The organism is Carnimonas nigrificans ATCC BAA-78 (assembly GCF_000526695.1).
Taxonomy (GTDB): Bacteria; Pseudomonadota; Gammaproteobacteria; order Pseudomonadales; family Halomonadaceae; genus Carnimonas; species Carnimonas nigrificans.
The window spans coordinates 291346-311890 of the sequence record NZ_JAGO01000011.1 but is presented as its reverse complement, the minus strand read 5'-3'; the positions used below and the strand labels follow the sequence as shown (position 1 = coordinate 311890).

Annotated in this window: 14 protein-coding genes; 7 read left to right on the top strand and 7 right to left on the bottom strand. The window is 57.8% G+C overall.

What is annotated here, in order from left to right:
• Window positions 1-309: 309 nt before the first annotated feature.
• From L881_RS0105105 to L881_RS0105095, 3 genes are read left to right on the top strand one after another with little or no spacing between them, the layout of a single operon-like run.
• A complete protein-coding gene (locus tag L881_RS0105105; RefSeq protein WP_025732635.1) occupies window positions 310-1503 on the top strand; it encodes an efflux RND transporter periplasmic adaptor subunit in 1194 nt (397 codons plus the stop codon).
• Window positions 1500-4679 carry an efflux RND transporter permease subunit gene (locus L881_RS0105100; RefSeq protein WP_025732634.1) on the top strand — a complete coding sequence of 1060 codons (3180 nt, stop codon included), beginning with the start codon at window positions 1500-1502 and terminating at the stop codon, window positions 4677-4679. Before L881_RS0105105 ends, L881_RS0105100 begins: the two co-directional genes overlap by 4 nt.
• Entirely contained in the window at window positions 4676-7744 is a 3069-nt protein-coding gene (locus L881_RS0105095) for an efflux RND transporter permease subunit (protein ID WP_025732633.1), read from the top strand. The genes L881_RS0105100 and L881_RS0105095 overlap by 4 nt, the downstream gene beginning before the upstream one ends.
• A gap of 71 nt (window positions 7745-7815) precedes the next feature.
• Here the strand turns inward: L881_RS0105095 and L881_RS0105090 are convergent, their stop codons facing one another.
• Window positions 7816-8397, bottom strand: coding sequence for a hypothetical protein (locus L881_RS0105090; RefSeq protein WP_025732632.1), 582 nt, complete (start codon window positions 8395-8397; stop codon window positions 7816-7818).
• 195 nt (window positions 8398-8592) lie between these two features.
• Between L881_RS0105090 and L881_RS0105085 the strand changes: the two genes are divergently transcribed.
• Complete coding sequence (locus L881_RS0105085) at window positions 8593-9384, top strand: glycerophosphodiester phosphodiesterase family protein (RefSeq protein ID WP_025732631.1); 792 nt, start codon at window positions 8593-8595, stop codon at window positions 9382-9384.
• A 142-nt stretch (window positions 9385-9526) separates the two neighbouring features.
• Here the strand turns inward: L881_RS0105085 and trpC are convergent, their stop codons facing one another.
• The 3 genes from trpC to L881_RS0105070 are packed head-to-tail and all read right to left on the bottom strand — an operon-like array spanning window position 9527 to window position 12057.
• A complete protein-coding gene (trpC, locus tag L881_RS0105080; protein ID WP_025732630.1) occupies window positions 9527-10324 on the bottom strand; it encodes an indole-3-glycerol phosphate synthase TrpC in 798 nt (265 codons plus the stop codon).
• A 56-nt stretch (window positions 10325-10380) separates the two neighbouring features.
• Window positions 10381-11400 (bottom strand): anthranilate phosphoribosyltransferase, encoded by a 1020-nt coding sequence (trpD, locus tag L881_RS0105075; protein WP_025732629.1) that lies wholly within the window; start codon window positions 11398-11400, stop codon window positions 10381-10383.
• Window positions 11401-11433: 33 nt separating this feature from the next.
• The gene (locus L881_RS0105070; protein WP_025732628.1) at window positions 11434-12057 is read right to left on the bottom strand and encodes an aminodeoxychorismate/anthranilate synthase component II; all 624 of its coding nucleotides are present in this window, start codon (window positions 12055-12057) and stop codon (window positions 11434-11436) included.
• A 12-nt stretch (window positions 12058-12069) separates the two neighbouring features.
• On the opposite strand from L881_RS0105070, the gene L881_RS0105065 reads away from it, so the two are divergent.
• A complete protein-coding gene (locus L881_RS0105065; RefSeq protein ID WP_025732627.1) occupies window positions 12070-12249 on the top strand; it encodes a hypothetical protein in 180 nt (59 codons plus the stop codon).
• Window positions 12250-12780: 531 nt separating this feature from the next.
• Window positions 12781-13935, top strand: a complete 1155-nt coding sequence (locus L881_RS0105060; RefSeq protein WP_025732626.1) for a porin — start codon at window positions 12781-12783, stop codon at window positions 13933-13935.
• Window positions 13936-13955: 20 nt separating this feature from the next.
• Here the strand turns inward: L881_RS0105060 and L881_RS0105055 are convergent, their stop codons facing one another.
• Both L881_RS0105055 and L881_RS0105050 read right to left on the bottom strand, forming a co-directional pair.
• Window positions 13956-15692: an ABC transporter ATP-binding protein gene (locus L881_RS0105055; protein ID WP_034578625.1), complete on the bottom strand. Its 1737-nt coding sequence runs from the start codon at window positions 15690-15692 to the stop codon at window positions 13956-13958.
• Entirely contained in the window at window positions 15689-17440 is a 1752-nt protein-coding gene (locus L881_RS0105050; RefSeq protein WP_025732624.1) for an ABC transporter ATP-binding protein, read from the bottom strand. Before L881_RS0105050 ends, L881_RS0105055 begins: the two co-directional genes overlap by 4 nt.
• Before the next feature lie 534 nt (window positions 17441-17974).
• Here L881_RS0105050 and L881_RS0105045 point away from each other — a divergent pair.
• The gene (locus L881_RS0105045; RefSeq protein WP_025732623.1) at window positions 17975-19636 is read left to right on the top strand and encodes an electron transfer flavoprotein-ubiquinone oxidoreductase; all 1662 of its coding nucleotides are present in this window, start codon (window positions 17975-17977) and stop codon (window positions 19634-19636) included.
• 168 nt (window positions 19637-19804) lie between these two features.
• Here L881_RS0105045 and L881_RS0105040 read toward each other — a convergent pair whose 3' ends face one another.
• Window positions 19805-20479: a MarC family NAAT transporter gene (locus L881_RS0105040; protein ID WP_025732622.1), complete on the bottom strand. Its 675-nt coding sequence runs from the start codon at window positions 20477-20479 to the stop codon at window positions 19805-19807.
• Window positions 20480-20545 lie beyond the last annotated feature (66 nt).

Here is a 20545-nt window from a genome sequence, read left to right as displayed (position 1 = left end):
GTTGTCCCCGATATCGCGCTCCTCTTTGGAGCGCGATATTTTTGCACACGAGACGACGCTGTTGCTCTTGTCACGGCGCACATTTTTCTCCCGCGCGCTGATGATTCCCTTCCCAAGTGATACGCTATAACCTTAAGTTTTAGATGATAATTGGGCAGCGTCCGCCTGAATTGCCTAAATTCTTAATTTTGAGGCGCTTTTGGAAACCGGACAGGTCTGGCACGGTCATAGTAAACGGTCAGCAGTTAAACCATGATTCCCCTCGCATTCACTAGCTGCCTTTCTGGCATGAAATGAGTTCACTCCCCTATGAGCAACAGTGTGACGAGAAAAAAACGGCTATGGCTGGTGCTGGTCATTGCAGTGCTAATCGTGATTGGCGTTGCGTGGTTCACTCATCGTGACGATAGCAGCTCAACTGCCGACAGCACCCACCAGAGCGGTGATGCCGTTTCGGCCATGGCAGCTACGCAAGAGGATTTTCCGGTCTATGTATCGGCCCTGGGCACCGTGACTTCGCTGGCCACCGTCAATGTGGTGCCGCAGGTAGAAGGTACGCTTGAGTCGATCAATGTGAATGAAGGCGATTATGTGCGGCGCGGCGATCTGATTGCCCGCATTGATGACCGCACCTCCAATGCCTCGCTGCAACAGTCGCAGGGGGAGCTGGCGCAGGCTCAGGCGCAGTTGAACAACGCACGCCAGAACCTTGAGCGCAACCGTCAGCTTTATTCCCGCGGAGCCATTTCTCGGCAGACATTTGATGATCAGCGCGATCAGGTGAACCAGTATCAGGGCACCGTTGATGCTCAGCAGGCGGCGGTCAGAAATGCCCGCGCCAATCTCAGCTATACCGCGATCACGTCTCCGGTGGATGGTGTCGTCGGGGTGCGCAATATTGATCCCGGTAACCTGGTTTCATCGGGCAGCAGCTCACCGCTGATGACCATTACCCAGCTCGACCCTATCTCGGTGGTGTTCTCGCTGCCCACCAGCTATCGCCAGAAGATCGCCACACGTCTGAAACAGGGTGTGGTGGTCAATGTGTTTGAAAGCGGTGAAAAACAGCAGCTCGCCCAGGGGCACTTGCAAAGCATCGACAGCCAGATTGACAGCGATACCAATACGCTGCGCATGCGCGCCCACTTCGAGAACGCCAATACAGCACTCTACCCCGGTCAGTTTGTCAATGTACAGGTAGAGCTGACGCGCCTTCCCAATGCCGTTGTAGTGCCTGAGACAGCGGTACAAAGCGCACAGGACGGCTCCTTCGTCTATGTGGTCGGCGAGGATAACAAGGTACAGCGACGCAAGATTGTCGAGCAGGCCACCAGCGCCGAGCGGGTTGCCATTGCCAGCGGTCTCAAGGAGGGAGAACAGGTTGTCGTTGATGGCGTTGACCGTCTGCGCGACGGCGCTACCGTGAATGTAGTGAGCCATAGCTTGCCCGGCGATCAGCAGATGACGCCGGATACTCAGGCAACCGATAGCGACGCCTCATGAATCCATCGCGGCCGTTTATTCTCAGACCTGTCGCCACATCGCTGGTGATGCTGGCGATCATGATCGCTGGCGTACTGGGCTATCGCATGCTGCCGGTCGCTTCGCTGCCGGAAGTCGAATTCCCGACCATTCAGGTGCAGACGCTTTATCCGGGTGCTGGCCCGCAGGTCATGCAGTCCAACGTAACAGCACCGCTGGAGAACGAACTGGGAGAAATCTCGGGGCTACAGGACATGAAGTCCAACAGCACCGGCGGTGCCTCGATCATTACCCTGCGCTTTTCGCTCGATACCGATATAGGTGTGGCTGAACAGGACGTGCAGGCGGCGATCAATCAGGCGCAGTCGCTGCTACCCTCCGATCTACCCATGCCCCCCGCCTACCGCAAGGTCAATCCGGCGGATTCCCCCATTTTGAGTCTGGCGATCACGTCAGACAGCCTGCCGCTGTCGAGGGTCTATGACCTGATTGATACGCGCATTGCCCAGCGCCTGAGTCAGGTGCAGGGTGTTGGCATGGTTAACCTGGAAGGTGGTAACAAGCCTGCGGTGCGGGTCGATATCGACCCACGCAAGGCTGCCTCGGCAGGCATGAGCCTTGAGGATGTGCGAGAAGCGGTCAACAACGCCAACGTCAATCTTGCCAAGGGCAGCATTTACGGACGCTACCGCACCCTAAGCATTGATGCCAACGATCAGCTCGCGTCCGCCGATGAATACCGCAATCTGATCATCAAATATCGCGATGGCGCGGCGTTGCGTCTCTCCGATGTCGCTGACGTCAGTGAGGGGGCCGAAAACCGCTATCTGTCTGCCTACGCCAATGGTCAGGAAGCGCTGATTCTAAACGTGCGGCGTCAGCCCGGTGCCAACGTTATCTCTACCGTTGACCAGATTCAGCACATGCTGCCACAGCTACCGCCCAGTGTCCATATCGAACCGCTGGCGGATCGTACCCAGACCATTCGCGCTTCGATCAAGGATGTACAGTTCGAACTGGTGCTGGCGATCGCGCTGGTTACGCTGGTAACTTTCCTGTTCCTGCGCAATCTGCGCGCCACGCTGATTCCCAGTCTGGCGGTGCCGCTCACGCTGATTGGCACCTTTGCGGCGATGTATCTGTTCGGGTTCAGTGTGAATAACCTGAGCCTGATGGCGCTGACCATTGCGACCGGCTTCGTGATCGACGATGCCATTGTGGTGCTGGAGAACATCATGCGCCACCTGGAGCGCGGCAAGTCGCCTCTGAAAGCGGCACTGGAAGGCTCCCACCAGATCGTCTTTACGGTGATCTCGCTGACCATCTCGCTGATTGCGGTGTTGATCCCTCTGCTGTTCATGCAGGATGTGATTGGCCGGCTGTTCCGGGAGTTCGCGCTCACGCTGACCTGCGCCATCGTAATCTCCGCCTTTATTTCGCTCACCCTGACGCCGATGCTGTGCGCCAAACTGCTGAAGCCTACCCGCCGCCACGCTGATCACACCACAGCACACGAAGGCGATGCTGCGCCTGAAAGCAACGATCCTCATGCACCCCAGCCAGCCGCCAGCCGTGATCCAGCGCACCAGGAGCAGGACAGCGCCAACAGCCGCATCGAGCGCGGCTACGGCAAGACACTGGGCTGGGTGCTCAACCATCAGTTTGCGACCTTGCTGGTAGCGTTGGCGGCCTTTGGGGTAACTGCCCTTCTCTACATGTCGATCTCAAAGGGCCTGTTGCCCAGTGAAGATACCGGCATGTTACAGGGCATCACCGATGCCAGCCAAAACACCTCGTTCGAGGCCATGGCGAAGCGCCAGCGGCTGCTGGCGCAGGTAGTGCAGGATGATCCGGCAGTCCAAAATGTCAGCTCGATGATCGGGATTGATGGGACCAATGCCACCCTGAATTCAGGCAGGCTGTCGATTGTGCTCAAGCCCATTGGCGAGCGTGACAATACGCAAACCGTGATGGAGCGCATCAATCTCAAGGCGCAGCAGGTTGCCGGCATCAAGCTCTATCTTCAGCCGGTACAGGAGCTGGTACTGGAGGATCAGATTGGACGCGAGCCGTTCCAGATGAGCGTAACGCATCCTGAGCGCAGCGTACTGGATAGTGAAGTCACCGCTCTGCTGGCGCGCATGAATGCGTCGGATGCGATCAGCAACGCTACTTCCGACATGCAGAACAAGGGCACCGAACTTTATCTTGACGTCAACCGCGATACCGCCAGCCGTCTCGGGGTGAGCATGAATGATATTGATGCGATCCTCTACAACGCCTTCGGCCAGCGGCTGGTATCGACGATTTTCAGTCAGTCAACGCAGTATCGCGTGGTCTTCGGCCTGAAACAGTCGCTGAGCCGCGATGCCAGTACGCTGGAACGCCTCTATCTGAGCGGTGAAAACGACAAGATGGTGCCGCTGACCTCACTGGTCACCGTCAAGGAGCGTGAAGCGCCGCTGGCGCTGACTCAGGATAACCAGCTGCCATCGGCGCAGCTCGCCTTCAACGTCGCGCCGGGCTACTCCCTCTCCGACGCCTTTACCGCCATCGACCAGGCCCGTCAGGATGCTCATCTGGACAGCGACACGCGCCTCGATTACCAAGGCTCGGCCCAGGTCTACGCCAACAACAACAGCTCGACGCTATGGCTGATTGTGGCAGCCGTGGTGGCCGCCTATATCGTGCTGGGGGTGCTGTATGAAAGTTACATCCACCCGCTGACGATCCTTTCGACCCTGCCCTCGGCAGCCATCGGTGCGCTGCTGGCCCTCAAGCTGGGCGGCATGGATCTGGGCATGGTGGGAATTATCGGGATTATTCTGCTGATCGGGATCGTCAAGAAGAACGCCATCATGATGATCGACTTTGCCCTCGATGCGCAGCGTCATCAGCATCTTCCACCACGCGAAGCGATTTTCCAGGCCGCTCGACTGCGCTTCCGGCCGATCATGATGACCACCTTCGCAGCACTGCTCGGGGCGCTGCCCTTGATGTTTGCGTCAGGCTACGGTGCCGAGTTGCGTAAACCGCTCGGCTTCTCACTGGTGGGCGGTCTGCTGGTCAGCCAGCTACTAACGCTCTACACCACGCCGGTGATCTATCTCTACTTCGAGCGGCTGTCCGACTGGTGGAAAGTCTCACGCCAGAAACCGCACGAGCAGCACGATAGTGGCGCGGGGCCATCAAGGTGAGTATCACTGCGCCCTTCATCAAGCGCCCCATCGCCACCGTTTTGCTGTCGGTGGCGCTGCTGCTGCTGGGCGGTCTGGCATGGTTCAAGCTGCCGGTGGCGCCGCTGCCCGATATGCGTATTCCTGTCATTATGGTCAACGCATCGCTGAGCGGTGCCAATCCGGACACCATGGCATCCACCGTGGCGGCACCGCTGGAGCGCTCCCTCGGGCAAATTTCCGGTATTGATCAGATCAGTTCCACCAGCGCCGAAGGCAGCACCCAGATTGTGGTGCAGTTCAAGTTCGGCAAGAACATTGATGAAGCCGCGCGAGAAGTACAGGCAGCAATCAACTCGGCGCAGGCGCTGCTGCCTTCTGCCATGCGCAGTCGCCCCAGCTATCGCAAGGTCAATCCTACTGATGCGCCGATCCTCTTGATGAGCCTAAGCTCGCCAAGGCTTTCGCAAGGCGAGCTGTATCAATTGGCCGATCGCACCATTTCACCGCGTTTGCTGCGTATCGCCGGTGTTGGTTCGATCAGCGTGGGCGGTAGCTCCTCTCCTGCCATTCGTGTGGGCGTTGATCCTTTCGCCCTGCAACATGCCGGTATCTCTCTCGATACCGTGCGCAACGTGCTGGATGATGCCAATTCCCAACAGCCCAAGGGCAATATCGACAGCGGCGATAACCGCCTGATGCTGGGCACCAATAGTCAGCTGTTTGACGCCGCTGATTATCGCTCACTGATCGTACATAGCAGCGACAATGGCCGCCGTATTCTGCATTTGGGTGATATCGCCGAAGTCAGTGACGGGGTGGAGAATCCTTACAGCGCGGGATTTTATAACCAGCGCCGCGCCGTCATTCTGGTCATCAGGCCAACGGCGGAAGCCAATATCGTCGAAACCGTCGATCAGATTCGCGCCGAACTGCCCAATGTCACCTCGCTGTTGCCGGAAGCGGCTGATCTGAATATCACCATGGATCGCTCCCCCGGCATACGCGCCTCGCTTGCTGAAACCCAGGTGACGCTAATCATCGGGGTACTGCTGGTGGTGGGGGTAATCTTCCTGTTCCTGCGTTCGCTGCGCCCTACCCTGATACCCGGCGTTGCCATTCCTCTTACCTTGATCAGTACCTTCGCCGCCATCTATATGTGCGGCTTCACCCTCAACACCATGACGCTGATGGCGCTGATTGTCTCGGTCGGGTTTGTGGTCGATGACGCCATTGTGGTGGTCGAGAACGTCGCGCGACATATCGACGATGGGCAGCCGCCCTTCGCCGCCGCACTGAAAGGCAGTGCCGAGATCAGCTTCACGGTGGTGTCGATGACGCTCTCGCTGGTCGCCGTGCTGGTGCCGGTGCTGCTGCTCCCCGATATATTAGGGCTGCTGTTTCGCTCCTTCGCTGCCACCCTGATTATCGCGCTACTGATTTCGATGGTGGTGTCGCTGACGCTGACGCCGATGATGTGCGCCTATCTCTTTGCGTCGCGCCATACCCATAAAGTGCGCCGTCCGGAGCAGTGGCTGATCTCCCTGGGAAATGCGGTACAGCGCGGCTATGCGACCACTCTGGCGATCGCGCTTAATCATCGTCGGCTGACCCTGCTGTCGCTGTTCGCGGTGATTGGCTTCAACGCTTACCTGTTCGTCGTGGTACCGAAATCCTTCGTACCGACGCAGGATACCGGGCGCATTCAGACCTCCATTCGCCCCGACCAAAGCCTCGGTTTCAGCGCAACCCGCGACAAGATTGAGCAGTTGCGTACCGTATTGCTACAGGACCCTCGCGTGGAAAATATCGCTGGCTACGTGAGTGCCGGCAGTCGTCGGGGCGGCGGTGCCAGCGCCTTCATGTCGCTATCGCTGAAGGATGATCGCGATGCCGATACGCAAACCATTGCCAACCAGTTGACTCAGCGGGTCAGCCATTTTGCCGGTATGCGGATTGCCATGTTCGCTTCACAGGATATGGGCGGCGGCAGCGGCAATGGTCAGTACGATCTGACCCTGCGCAGCGATAACGTGACGCAGCTCAATAAATACGCCGATCAGGTGACTCGCGCACTAGGCAGCATGCCGCAGCTTACTGGCGTTACCAGTGACCGCAGCGCCAACGGTCAATCCCTCAATCTGGTGGTAGACCGCGAGCGCGCCAGTGCGCTGGGGATCAGCATGCGCGATATCGACACCCTGCTCGAAAACAGCTTCGCGCAGCGTCAGGTCTCCAGCGTTTATCGCGGCACCGATCAGTACTACGTAATCATGAATGTGAAGGAAAAGTACCGCTCAACTCCGGATGCGCTCTCCCGCCAGTATTTCATTAACAGCGATGGCGAACGCATTCCGCTGACCGCCTTCGCTCATGTGGAGCGTTCGGTGTCGCCTGTTGAGGTGAATCACCTCGATCAGTTTGCATCCACCAGTATCTCGTTCAACCTGGCCGATGGCGTGGTGCTGGGCGATGCCATGAGCGCCATCAGGGCGAAGGTGAATAGCCTGATGCTGCCGGGCGATATCATCGTGGATTTCAATGGCTCGGCGTCTGACTTTGAATCGGGGACACAAGCGATGCCGTGGATACTGCTGGCAGCGCTGGCAGCGGTCTATCTGGTACTGGGCATGCTGTATGAAAGCTATATTCACCCGTTGACCATTTTATCGACGCTGCCCTCGGCGGGGGTCGGCGCACTGCTGGCGCTGCTGTGGGTCAATGAGCCGTTTTCGATGATTGCGATGATCGGCATTGTGCTGCTGATTGGCGTGGTCAAAAAGAACGCTATTCTGCTGGTGGATTTCGCTCTGAATGCCGAACGCCACTACGGAAAATCGCCCACCGAGGCGATTACCGAAGCCGCGCTGGTTCGCTTCCGTCCGATCATGATGACCACGCTGGCGGCCATTCTCGGGGCGGTGCCCCTACTGATCGGCCACGATGAAAATGCCGCCTACCGTTATCCGCTCGGAGTCACCATTGTGGGCGGGCTGATCGTTAGCCAATTGCTGACGCTTTACACCACACCCGTGGTCTATCTCTACTTTGACCGGATGCGCTATTGGTGGCGCTCAAAACGGTAACGGCACCGCTCAGTAGTGAGCGGTACGTTATCGCTGGGCGCCCAGCATAAAAGCACCCAACACAGCACGCTTCAGTGCATTACAGCAAAATGGCGTTCGGCGCGCGCAACACCTTCCACGAACTGCTGCTTAAAACGCTCGAATGTGGCGGGATCATGCTTGAAGGTGCGCACGATACGCTCGTCATCAATGGCGATGACCTCATCAAGCTGAGCCGCACTCTGCGCAGGGTGCTGCGCATTCAGCCCCACTCGCCCCGCGTCGGCAGAAGGCACATCCAGCCAGCGCGTGAAGCCCGCTGCCGAGAAAAACGGTTCAAGCTCTGGTTGCAGAGGCGCTACCCGCAGCGCAGTCGATGCGGTAATCCGCTGCACCAGCGCGGTGCCATACCCCTGATGGCGTAGTGCCGCCGGTGTTGCCAACAGCGCCAGCTCAGCGGCACGCCCCTGCTCTTCCAGAATCAAGAGCGCAACGCTTTTAAGCACACCCTCCTCGGCCAGCGCCACTACGCGCGCCGCATGGTTTGGCAACAGTTCGCTGGTGATAGCGGCAAAACGCACCAGCGGCGTTAGCCCTGCGGAAGTGCCGTAGACTTCTGCACATAGCAGCGCGACGCAATCGTCACGCCGTTGCCCGGCTGCTACCTCGATCATTCTCATCATAATTCCATCACAATAGGGTGATTAACTCGCGTGTAGCAGGCACTATAACGGGGTTGCCGCGGAAAATCAGGCACGCCTGACGGTTGCGCCAGCCTCGCGCTCTTTTTATTGTTGGCAACTACGCCAACGGCTCGCTGCTGGACGATAGGCGCGCTATCCGTTTTCACTCTATGTCAGGAAGTACCAATGCTACTGCCACGCTTGATGGGTCACCGTGGGTTCGCTGCAAGAGCGCCGGAAAATACCCTCTCAGCCCTTCGTGCGGCCGCCGAGGCCGGTATCCGCTGGGTCGAAATCGACGTTCAACTGCTGGCCGATGGCACGCCGGTTATCTGGCACGACGCCCATATGGCGCGCTGTAGCAATAGCCGCGCCTTTCTTTCTCAGGTAGGGCTTGCCGAGGCGCGCCGTTTCGATGTGGGTAGCTGGTTCTCGCCTGAATTTGCAGGTGAGCGTATCGCGACCCTGGAAGAAGCCCTCGCCACCGTCAATGAGCTGGGACTGGGCTTAAATCTTGAGATCAAGGTGAGCACCGCTCGCGACCCTCTACGCCTCACCGAAGCAGTGGTTCCTCTTCTTAACGGCGCGCTGCCGAGTGATCGACTGCTGCTCTCAAGTTTCAGCCAGGAAGCGCTCTATCGGGCGCACCGTCTCGATCCCTCGCTAAATCTTGGCATTCTTTACGATGAAAAGGTGCCGCGTGTCTGGCAGTGGGATGTCGAGCGCGTTGGCGCAGTCAGCATTCACGCCAATTGGGAAAACCTCAATCCCAATATCGTCAAGGAGATGCGCCAGAAAGGTCTTGAAGTCGTGTGCTATACCGTGAACGATCCCGAAGCCTTCTCCCCCTGGTGGGAGTGCGGGGTCAATTCCGTTATCTCGGACGACCCTACGCTGTTCAGTCAGCTCAGCGACGCTGCCGAATATCCGCAGGGGGAAGACAATGAGCACCAGCCCAGCGATCCCATTGCCGATTAAGCTACTGTTCAATCAACTATAAAAACAAGCGCCGCGCCCTTTGCACAAGACGCGGCGCTTTTACTGCTGGGCCTTGAATCATCTGCCCAACACACCAGCGAAGAACAGCGGGAACTATCCAACCACTCTATCGACGTAAGGCTTAGAAAAACAGCTCATTGAGGGCCTTGCCGGGTTCTTCTTCACGCATAAAGCGCTCGCCTACCAGAAAGGCGTTAACGTTAGCGCTGCGCAGTCTATCGACATCTTCACGGTTCATGATGCCCGACTCGGTGACCAGCGTAACGCCTTCAGGAATACGTGGCAGCAGATTGAAGGTGACATCCAGAGTGGTATCGAAGGTACGCAGATCGCGGTTATTAATGCCCACCAGATCAATATCGAGCGCCAGCGCCCGCGTCAGCTCTTCGGCATCATGCGCTTCAACCAGTACATCGAGGCCCAGCGCTACGGCGCGTTCGTGCAGCGCCGCCAGCTCACTGTCGCTCAGCGCGGCGACAATCAGCAGTACACAGTCGGCACCCAGCGCACGCGCTTCATAGAGCTGATATTCGTCAATCACGAAGTCTTTGCGCAATACCGGCAGTTGGCATGCCTCGCGCGCTTCCTGCAAATAGGCATCGCTGCCCTGGAAAAAATCAACATCGGTCAGCACCGACAGGCAGGCAGCGCCGCCTTGCTGATAACTGCGCGCAATCTCTGCGGGATCAAACGCTTCACGAATCACGCCCTTGGAAGGCGACGCCTTTTTGACTTCCGCAATAACCGCCGCCTCACCTGCGGCAATGCGCTCCCGCAATGACGCAACAAAGCCGCGTGGCGCAGGCGCTGTTTCAAGCGCCTTGATGACCTGCTCAAGCGGACGCTCTGCCTTGCGTGCGGCTACTTCTTCACGCTTGCGCGTCAGGATATTGCCAAGAACCGTGGGGATAGTGCTCATGCTTTACCTCGTTAACGCTGTCGCTGCTCTCTTCTTCACAAAAGAGAACGAGAACTTCATGAAAGAGAACGTGTGAATTCGCCCAATTGTTCAAGACGCGCCTCAGCCTTGCCCGACGCCATCACCTCAAGGGCCAGCGCCACACCCTCTTTCAGCGTAGCAACGCGATCGGCGGCATAAATGGCAGCGCCTGCATTCAGCGCCACCATATCACGCGCCGCGCCCTGCTCATTACGCAAGGCCTCCATCACGCGGGCCAGACTCTGTTCGGTATTCTCGACGCGCAGGCTATCAAGCGAGGCGCGCTCAAGGCCAAGCTGTGCAGGGGTGACGCTGTAGCGGTGCAACTCACCCTGACGCAGTTCACACACCTGTGACGGCACCGCAATCGACAGCTCATCAAGGCCATCATCGCCGGTAACGACCAAAGCGTGTTGGCTGCCCAGCTTCTGGAAAGATTCAGCAACAACCTCAAGCAGATGCGGCGAATAGACACCGATTACCTGATGCTTCACGCCCGCGGGGTTGGTCAATGGCCCCAGGATATTGAACAGCGTCTTGATGCCCAGCTCGCGGCGCGGTTGTGCAGCGTGGCGCATTGCCTGATGGTGATTGGGCGCGAACATGAAGCCGATCCCTACTTCATCAATGCAGCGCGCTACCTGTTCGGCATTCAGCGCCAGATTAACGCCCGCCTTCTCAAGCAGATCGGCACTGCCCGACGACGACGAAACGCTGCGATTGCCGTGCTTGGCGACAGGCACTCCCGCTGCCGAGATCACGAAGGCAGCCGCTGTCGAGACATTGAAAAGATTCGCGCCATCACCACCGGTGCCAACAATATCAACTGCCTGTGTCGCCTTGATGAAGACCGGCTGCATCACGTCGCGCATCGCTTGAGCAGCCGCCGAAATTTCAGTGCTGGTCTCGCGTTTGGTAGCGAGTGCCGCCAGCACCGCGCCAATTTGCGTATCGCTCAGTTCACCCGCCATCAGCTGCTGCATCACCTGATGCATGGTCGTGAAATCAAGTGACTGCCCTGCGGTCAGCCGCGCCAGCGCTTCACGTATAATCATGCTCCACCCTTTTTGATAGTACCGACCGACAGCCTACAGCGCTGCTTCTGCCACGTTGCCATCGCGGGTCGCCGAGCGCCGCTTGAGGAAATTGCCCAGCATCTCGTGGCCCTGACGCGACAGAATCGACTCCGGATGAAACTGCACGCCCTCTATTTCCAGGGTCTTATGACGCAGGCCCATCACCAGCCCCGGCGTTACATCGTTATCGGGGGTGACTGCCGTTACTTCAAGCTCACTGGGCAGCGACGCCGCCTCTACCACCAACGAGTGATAACGGGTCACTTCAAGCGGATTATCCAGCCCCTCGAAAACACCCTGGCCGGTATGTTCAATCAGCGACGTTTTGCCGTGCATGACCTGCGGCGCACGAATAACCTTGCCGCCAAACACCTGACCGATGGCCTGATGTCCAAGGCATACGCCAAGAATCGGCACCTTACCGGCAAAATGGCGAATCAGCTCCATCGAAAGGCCCGCTTCATCCGGAGAACAGGGGCCGGGGGAGATCACCAAATGGCTGAACTCAAGCGCTTCAGCCTGCTCAATCGTTACCGCATCATTGCGCAACGTTTGCACCGTAGCGCCAAGTTCGCCCAGATACTGCACGATATTGAAGGTGAAACTGTCGTAGTTATCTATCATCAAGACGTTCACAGGGATCCCCTTATGGATGTCATTGGCCCGCAGAAAGCGGTGTTTCAGGTCACGCTACCCACCTTTGCCAGCCAAAAAAATGCCGCCTCGGTGGGCGGCATCTTCTTCTATACAGGCTCTATCTCGGTACTGATAGGCAGACAAGCGAAGGCGCCGCGCTCAGGGAGCGCGCCACCAACCAAAACCGAGTGAAGAGACGTATATAATGTGCATGACGTTTATTCTGCTACCCGCGCTCACCGGCGTCAACTGTCTGTCGTTGCTGCATCGTATGGCAGCCGCAGCGACAGCGCTTCTTGTGAAGGCGCTTCACCCTGCTTCATGTTCATGCTTGGCAGCGTGCCGATCTCTCTTCGGATTTAAAAAATCTGCTCCTGCACGCGGGGTGGAATCCATCAAGAGAAGTGCCTGTTCAACTGGCCGATGATGATTGCAGCAATACCGCCCTCTGCGCCCCTCCCACTCCCCTGATCTATGAAAGATGCCCTACCCCCAACAGTTCACATCCACGCTAGCAGCGAAGAGATTGCATCCGCTTCACTACCGCGAAAACAGCAAGAAATATACGCTTCGCCCATTTGGTCATAACTGCTTAATACCAAAGGCTTAACATTCCTTGGTCTAGTGATCCTAAGTCCTATGTCATTAGAAAATCATTCAGTTAAAATTGGCCGCCCTTCGAGTGGCCAGGATAAACGCAACGTGAACCGGACTACATATTGAATGAAAACATTTAGAGCGTCGGCAGTCAGCGCGACACTACTCGGCACTGTACTGTGCGCCCCGATAGCGAACGCCGAAATCACTCTGCTGGAGCGTGATAATGGCACTCATTTGCTAAATGATCTGGAAGTCAGCGTTGGCGGCAGCGCGCGTGTTGGCTTCAGCAACAAGATGGGCAGTATTGATGATGGCGCTCGCTCCCATCGCGGCACCGACGACGGCTCACGCTTGCGCGTCAATGTGAACTATTACCTGCCCGATGACTGGCACCTGCTAGGGCGCTATGAGATGGGCACCGATATTTTCAATGATGTGGGCTGGAAGCATCACCAGACACCGGGCAAGGATAATACCACTCGCCGCAAGCTCTATTTCGGTGTTGCCAACCCCACCTACGGTACCTTCACCTTCGGTAAACAGGACAGCGTGTTCTATAACGTAGTGGGCAAGCCTACCGACAAATGGGTCATGGACATGAAGGGCCAGGGGCCAGCCAACGGTATCAGCGGCGATTACGACGGTTCGTACCGTGCGCGCGATATCTTCATGTATACCAATACCTTCGGGCCGGTACAGATTTACACCAGTGGCAACCTTGCGGATTCCGACTATCACAAGGGTAACTTTACCTATCGCCGCAAGGGTGGTGGCGCGCTCGGCGCGATCTACGCCATTGAGCCTGACCTGAAAGTGGGCACGGCCTACAGTTACAACAAGGCGGATCTGCGCAAGGATGGCAATCCCGAGAAATCGACCTGGGATCAGCAGTCATTGGGAACGTCTATCTCCTGGGCGCCAGGCAACTGGTATCTCGCTGGCATGATCGGCTACTACAAGGACTTCATTCCGGCAGATCGCGCTGGCGGGATCTCCTCGGCGGCCCTGAATCCCGACCAGTACTTCAGGGGCAATGCCCACGGCTGGGAAGGTTACGCAGGCTATACCATCCCGGTGGCAGGCGGTTGGGTGACCGGCATTCAGCCCTATATCGCAGAGAGCGCCCTTCGCTTCCAGCACTACAGCGAAACCCTCAACTACGTGGGGATGAACATCGCCTTCGCCTACGGCTTCAGCATTTCGCTTGAGCATCAGTTCAGCAACACTTCCGATCATCAGCCGGATATCAGCAAGGCGCGTCTACGCTACGACTTCTAGGCACCTTGCGACACACGCTATCAGGTATCGCTGGCGGCACTCTGCCACAGCTGCCGGTAGCGTCCTTCAGGCCGCTCAAGCAGCGCTTCGTGGCGGCCTTCTTCAGCAATCACTCCGTTCTCCATCACCAGGATATGATCCGCGTGCGCAATGGTTGCCAGCCGGTGAGCCACTACGATCAGCGTGACCTTGCCGTGCAGCGCATCCAGCGCCTTGCCCAGTTCCGCTTCGGTAGCGCTGTCGATACTCGCGGTAGCCTCATCGAGCATCAAAATGGCCGGCTTGCGCAAGAGCGCACGGGCCAGCGCCAATAGCTGCCGCTCACCACTCGACAGCGACAAACCGCGTTCCCCCAGCGGGGTATCCAGTCCCTTCGGCAAGGTAGCAACTACGTCATCAAGGCGCGCCGCACTCACCGCCTCGGCCAGCGCGTCATCTGATACTTCTAGCCCCAGCAGAATATTGTCCCGCAGCGTGGTGGAGCGCAGAAACGGCTCCTGAGGCACCACTGCAATGGTGTCACTCAACACCGCCGGCGCAATGCCGGACAGCGTGCGTCCATCAAGCAATAGCTCGCCATCACTGATCGGCTTCAATCCACACAGCACATCCAGCAGGGTCGATTTGCCGCTCCCCGTGGCCCCGACAATTCCCACGAAGGTGCCGGGCGCAATCACGGCAGAAATACCTTGCAAGGTATCCCGCGCAGCGCCCTGATGACGAAAGCGCAGCTCACGCAGCTCTAGCTGCGGCCATTCGATCGGTCTCTGATCGCGCCCTACCCTGGCAACAGGTGTTTCCAGCACATTAATCAAGCGCTGTCCCGCAACACTGGCGCGCTGATAGAGCGAGAAACGCTGGCAGATATCCATCAGCGGTTCCGAGACACGCCCCAGATAGGCAATGAAGGCGTAGAGCACGCCAATGCCAATGGCCTGATGTTCGCTTCCCAACTGGGTAATACCGAAGCCATAGATCAGCCCCGCCAGCACCAGGGTGCTCAGCAAATCAACGCCGGAACGCAGCAGCAAAGCGTTGAAGCGAACAATATTCAGCCTTAGCCGATACTGCTGCCGACCAATCCGATCGAAGCGCTCCAGAAACTGCGGCCCCTGACGGAACATCTGAATGATCGGCATGCCCTGAATGGCTTCGTTAAGCCGGGCGCTCTGCTGCGCGCGTAGCTGGCGCACTCCCATCGCGGCAGCATTGGAGAGACGCTGAAATATCCAGATCAGTACCACACCAGCCGGAATCAGCAGCGCAGACATCAGGGTCAAGCGCACATCAATCAGCGTCATGGCGATGAAAATGCCCACCAACAGCACACTGCTTTTCAATACCGAAGAGAGGAACCCTACATAGAAATCACGCATTGCATCGGTATCGCTGGTGACGCGATTGGTCAGTTCACCAATGGGCGTTGCGTCGATGCGATGCTGAGGAAGGCGCAGCAGATGGGCAAACACTCGCACACGTAAATCACGTATCGCATCCGCGGCTACCCGAGCAAACAGCACGCTTTGCCAATAGCGCCCACCGGCAGCCGCGAGCTGCGTGGTCATATAGGCCAGCGCCAATAGCACCAGCGCCTGCTGCGGAAAATAGTGCGGCACCAGATGGTGATCTATATAGAACTGCACCAGCCAGGGGCCTAGCACATCGCAGCCGGTGGCGAAGATCAGCAGGATCAGCGCTCCCCACGCGCGTCGGGGGTGCTCCTTGAGCGGCCCCAGCAGCAGATCACGAAGCTTCATGGATATGCCTCCCCGCTGCCATTGCGGCGCGTCGCCTGATGCTCCCACAGGGCAGCATAATGGCCGCGCAGGGCAAGCAACTGCGCATGACGCCCCTGCTCCACGATACGACCTTCTTCAAGCACCACAATGTGATCGGCGGGGGCCACTGCCGACAAGCGGTGGCTCACGATCACCAGCGTGCGCTCGCCATGCTGCTGGGTCAGGGTGTGCAGCAGGCGCTGCTCGGTGGTGTAATCCACCGCCGAGAGAGTATCGTCCAGCAGCAGGATGGGAGCGTCACACAGCAGCGCGCGGGCCAGCGCAATACGCTGCCGTTGACCGCCCGATAAGGTAACGCCGCGCTCGCCGATCATCGTCTCAAGCCCTTCTGGCAGCGCCCCGATATCGCTTGAGAAAGCGGCGCGATCAAGAGCTTCATACAGTTCATCAGTAGTGGCATTCGGCTTGCCCAGCCGCAGATTCTCCGCCAGCGTGGCGGCAAACAGGAAAGCATTCTGCGGTACATAGGCAAAGGCGCTGCGCAACGTATCCAGACGGTACTCCTGCAAGGCATGGCCGCCCAGCGTAATACGGTGAGTCTGCGCCTCATATTGCCGTACCAGCAGTTTCAACAGCGTTGATTTTCCGCTTCCGGTAGCGCCCACGATGCCCAGCGTGGTGCCGGCATTGATCGTAAGGTCGATATCCTGAAGCACCGCTCGCTGGGTATCGGGATAGCTAAAGTGCGGTATCGACACCGCCAGATCACTTCCCTCAAGGTGCTCAAGAGTGCCACTGTCCTTGATATCCACCTCGGCATCGAACACTTCATTCAAGCGACGAGCGCCCGCCTCCCCGCGCTGAAGCAGATTCAAGCACCAGCCAATCGCGAACATCGGCCAGATCAACTCGACCAGATAGAGGGTGAAGCTGGTGAGATTGCCAATCGTGATGGCGCCGCTCTGATAGCGCAGGGTGCCTACTATCAGCGTCAGCAGCATGGCGGCCCCCATCGTTATAAATACGATGGGATCGTAGCGAGCCTCAGCGCGCTCAACGCGATAATCCGCCTCGGAAGTAGCGCTGGCCTGCTGCGCAAATGAGGCAATTTCCGCTTCGATCAGGTCGTGATTTTTAAGCGTGCGAATGCCGGACAATGCTTCCTGACTGTGCTCGCTCAGGCGCGAAAAGTGATTAAGGGAGATCGTAAAGCGTTGCTGAACACGTTTTGCGGTCTTGTAAAAAAGCCACGCCAACAGCGGAAATGGCAGGATCGCCAGTAGCGTCAGCGGCGCATCCACGACGAGCACCATCGACACCAGCACCGCTACCAGCATCAGCGAACCATCAACGCTGGATAACACCCCTTCGCCAGCGGCCATTTCAATGGCATCGCTATCCTGGGTAGCCCGCGCCAGCAGATCGCCACTGGAGTGATGATGGAAGAACTGTGGGCTTAGGGTGAGCAGAGTGGCATAGAAGCGGCTGCGCAGCCTGACTCCCAGCGTGTAGGCAGTCCCGAACAGTAGCCGCCGCCATAAAAAGCGCGTCACATAAATTGCCAGCCCCATGACACCAATCAGCGCCACGCTTTCTGCCAACTGCGCCGCAGAGAGCTGCCGCACGCTGAGCGCATCGACGGTGCGCCCTATCCACCACGGCAACAGCATCGCGATCGTATTGGTAACGAGCAGCATCAGTACCGCCAGCGTGTAGGTGCGGCGATGTTCCAGCATAAAAGGACGAAGCAAGCGCCACAGCGACATGAAGCATTCCCAAGGTTGACATGATAAGAAGTGAAGGTAAGGAATACGCCCGCCCAGCGAGCCTGCGCTCTCCCTATCGCTCACTGTTATGCAGCGCCGCACTGCCCCGTTCCACCTTAACAAAAAAGATAGCACTGCCTGGCAGGTGTCGCGAACGCACCGCGCATTATAGGCAGAAGAGAGAGTGAAGGGATGAGAGAGATGATGGCTTCAGCTTCTCCAGCCAGTCCACCATTCACTCCGTGAGCGCTATCCACTCCCCTGCACGGCTCGCAATGCTTAAACGTAATGGCAATCAACGTTAAACTAACCGAATACATACGCAATTGTCGGCGCACTTCCCGCTTTGGCAACCTTTTATGGCAGCGTTGCTCACTGCTCCTGACGCGCTGTCAGAAAGCGGGGCTGATAGTGTTGCCACTCTGGAATGAGTGCCACCAAGCCCCTGCTATCGCTGGGCGCTGGCCTTTCACTACACAGCAGAATCACTATCCCCGTGATAGAAACGCCGCATCCGCTGGCAGGAGACACGTTATGACACAAGCGGTTGAGCGAGACGTCATGGAGTTCGACGTTGTTATTGTCGGTGCTGGCCCAAGTGGGCTGGCGGCGGCGTGTCGCTTGATGCAGAAGGCCCACGACACCCAGCAGACGCTGAGCGTGTGTGTGGTCGAGAAAGGCGCCGAGGTGGGTGCACATATTCTCTCCGGCGCAGTGTTGGAGCCACGCGCACTCAACGAACTGTTTCCCGACTGGCAAACTCGCGGCGCACCGCTATCAACGCCGGTCACTCAAGACGATGTGTATCTGCTCAATAGCAGCACCAAAGCATTCAAGGTGCCCAATGCGCTCGTACCGGCCAGCATGCACAACACTGGCGGCAACGCGCCTAACTACATAGTGAGTGCTGGCGCGCTGTGCCGTTGGCTCGCTGAGCAGGCAGAGCAGCTTGGTGTCGATATTTTCCCCGGTTTTGCGGCTCAACAGGCGATTATCGAAGACGATACCGTCAAAGGTGTACTTACTGGCGATATGGGGGTGGGCACCGATGGTCAGCCTACCGCCAACTACATGCCCGGCATGGAGCTGCGCGCCAAATACACCCTTTTTTGTGAAGGCGCACGCGGCCATATCGGCAAGCGCTTGATCGAACACTTTGAACTCGATGCGGGCTGCGACCCCCAGCATTACGGCATAGGTTTCAAGGAGCTGTGGGAAGTACCGGCCAAGCAACATTCACCCGGGCTGGTCATACACGGCTCTGGCTGGCCTCTCGCCAACAATGCCGACGGCGGCTGGTTTCTCTACCACGGCGATCAGCGTCAGGTGATGGTCGGCCTGATTGTCGATCTCAACTATCGCAACCCGTATCTGTCACCCTTCGACGAATTTCAGCGCATGAAGCACCACCCGCTGCTCAAGCGTCATCTCGAAGGCGGCACACGTCTGGCCTACGGTGCTCGCGCCATTGCCAAGGGCGGAGCCAATAGCCTTCCTGATATGGTGATGCCCGGCGCCCTGCTGCTCGGCTGCGATGCCGGTACGCTCAATTTTGCCAAGATCAAGGGGCTGCACACGGCCATGAAGTCAGGGATGGTCGCCGCCGAAAGCGTGTGTGATGCGCTTGCCGCTGGCAGCGCCGGAGGCGCTCGGCTCGATGACTTCACCCAGCGCTGGCAGCATAGCTGGGCATGGCAGGAGCTTCAGCAGCATCGCAGCTTCGGCCCCGCACTGCACAAATATGGCGCGCTGCGTGGCGGTGCCTATAACCTGCTCAATCAATGGCTGAAAGGAAGACTTCCTGCACTTCGTGACACCGCCCACGATGCAACGCTAAACCTCGCGAAAAACGCCACACAGCCTGACTATCCCAAACCGGACGGCACGTTGTCGTTCGACAAGCCCTCGTCGGTATTTCTCTCCAGCGTCAGCCACAAAGAGAATCAACCCTGCCACCTAAAGCTCGCTGATCCTGCTATTCCGATAGAGCACAATCTGCCGGAATACGCCGAACCCGCCCAGCGCTACTGCCCTGCCGGTGTTTACGAAGTGGTTCAGGGTGAGAATGGTCCACGCTTTCAGATCAACTTCCAGAACTGTATTCACTGCAAAAGCTGCGATATCAAGGACCCCGCGCGCAATATTACCTGGACTGCTCCCGAAGGCGGCGGTGGCCCCCACTACCCAGATATGTAACGCGCTGAAGGCCATGGGCGTTGTCGAACGCTCATGGTCTTGGAGATAAAAAAGCAGGGAAAAGAAAGAAGAAAAGGAAGCCGAGCAGCGGAACGAAACCACGACTTCGTTATATCTCAGGAAGGAGCCACTTACGCGCCTCTGACATATCCCGGCAAGACCGCGCTTTTATCCAGCCTGAAAATTCAGTATCGCTTCGGAAATTCCGTTAATACCGAACTGGACACCCATACCGATCAGCAGGAAGCCCACCAAACGCGAAATTGCATCAAGCCCGGACTCTCCCAGCGCCTTCATGATGACGCCAGAGCTGCGCAGTACCAGCCAATATACACCGGCCACAATCAGGATCGTCGCAAAGACGCTTAGATTCAGCGCGAGGGAGCCACGTTCCTGAGGGTTGATGCTTGAAGCCATGCTAATCACCAGCGCAATAGCCCCCGGCCCCGCTGTACCAGGCAGCGCCAATGGCACAAAAGCTATGTTGCGCACATAAGGTCTGGCCTTCTCTTCATCGCTTAGCATCGCGTGCTGAGCATCTTCCTCACTGGGCTGATCGGAAGGAAACAGCATGGTAAAGCCGATGTAGCAGACAATCAGTCCGCCCGCCAGGCGCAACCCCGGTAGAGAAATACCGAAGACGCTCATTATCAGACTGCCGCCATAAAAGCACGCCAGCAGGATAACGCCGACATAGATGGCCGACTTGAAGACCTGCCGGTTACGTTCCGCTGCGCTCAGGCCATGTCCCAGCGATAACAGCAGCGACATGCTGGTGAGCGGGTTTGCAACGGGCAGTAGCGACAGCACGCCCAGAGAAGTGTAATGAAAAAACTGGCCCACGGTAGGTACTCCCTATCAGCCCCGGCCAGCCTCTACGATGGCCGGGCCACTGGATACGGGCTAAAC

Excerpts from the sequence above, each read along its gene's own strand:
- L881_RS0105050 (WP_025732624.1), bottom strand. The coding sequence starts at position 17,440 with ATGTCGCTGTGGCGCTTGCTTCGTCCTTTTATGCTGGAACATCGCCGC.
- L881_RS0105065 (WP_025732627.1), top strand. The coding sequence starts at position 12,070 with ATGGATGTCATTGGCCCGCAGAAAGCGGTGTTTCAGGTCACGCTACCC.
- L881_RS0105055 (WP_034578625.1), bottom strand. The coding sequence starts at position 15,692 with ATGAAGCTTCGTGATCTGCTGCTGGGGCCGCTCAAGGAGCACCCCCGA.
- L881_RS0105060 (WP_025732626.1), top strand. The coding sequence starts at position 12,781 with ATGAAAACATTTAGAGCGTCGGCAGTCAGCGCGACACTACTCGGCACT.
- L881_RS0105045 (WP_025732623.1), top strand. The coding sequence starts at position 17,975 with ATGACACAAGCGGTTGAGCGAGACGTCATGGAGTTCGACGTTGTTATT.
- trpD (WP_025732629.1), bottom strand. The coding sequence starts at position 11,400 with ATGATTATACGTGAAGCGCTGGCGCGGCTGACCGCAGGGCAGTCACTT.
- L881_RS0105090 (WP_025732632.1), bottom strand. The coding sequence starts at position 8,397 with ATGATCGAGGTAGCAGCCGGGCAACGGCGTGACGATTGCGTCGCGCTG.
- L881_RS0105100 (WP_025732634.1), top strand. The coding sequence starts at position 1,500 with ATGAATCCATCGCGGCCGTTTATTCTCAGACCTGTCGCCACATCGCTG.
- L881_RS0105085 (WP_025732631.1), top strand. The coding sequence starts at position 8,593 with ATGCTACTGCCACGCTTGATGGGTCACCGTGGGTTCGCTGCAAGAGCG.
- trpC (WP_025732630.1), bottom strand. The coding sequence starts at position 10,324 with ATGAGCACTATCCCCACGGTTCTTGGCAATATCCTGACGCGCAAGCGT.
- L881_RS0105105 (WP_025732635.1), top strand. The coding sequence starts at position 310 with ATGAGCAACAGTGTGACGAGAAAAAAACGGCTATGGCTGGTGCTGGTC.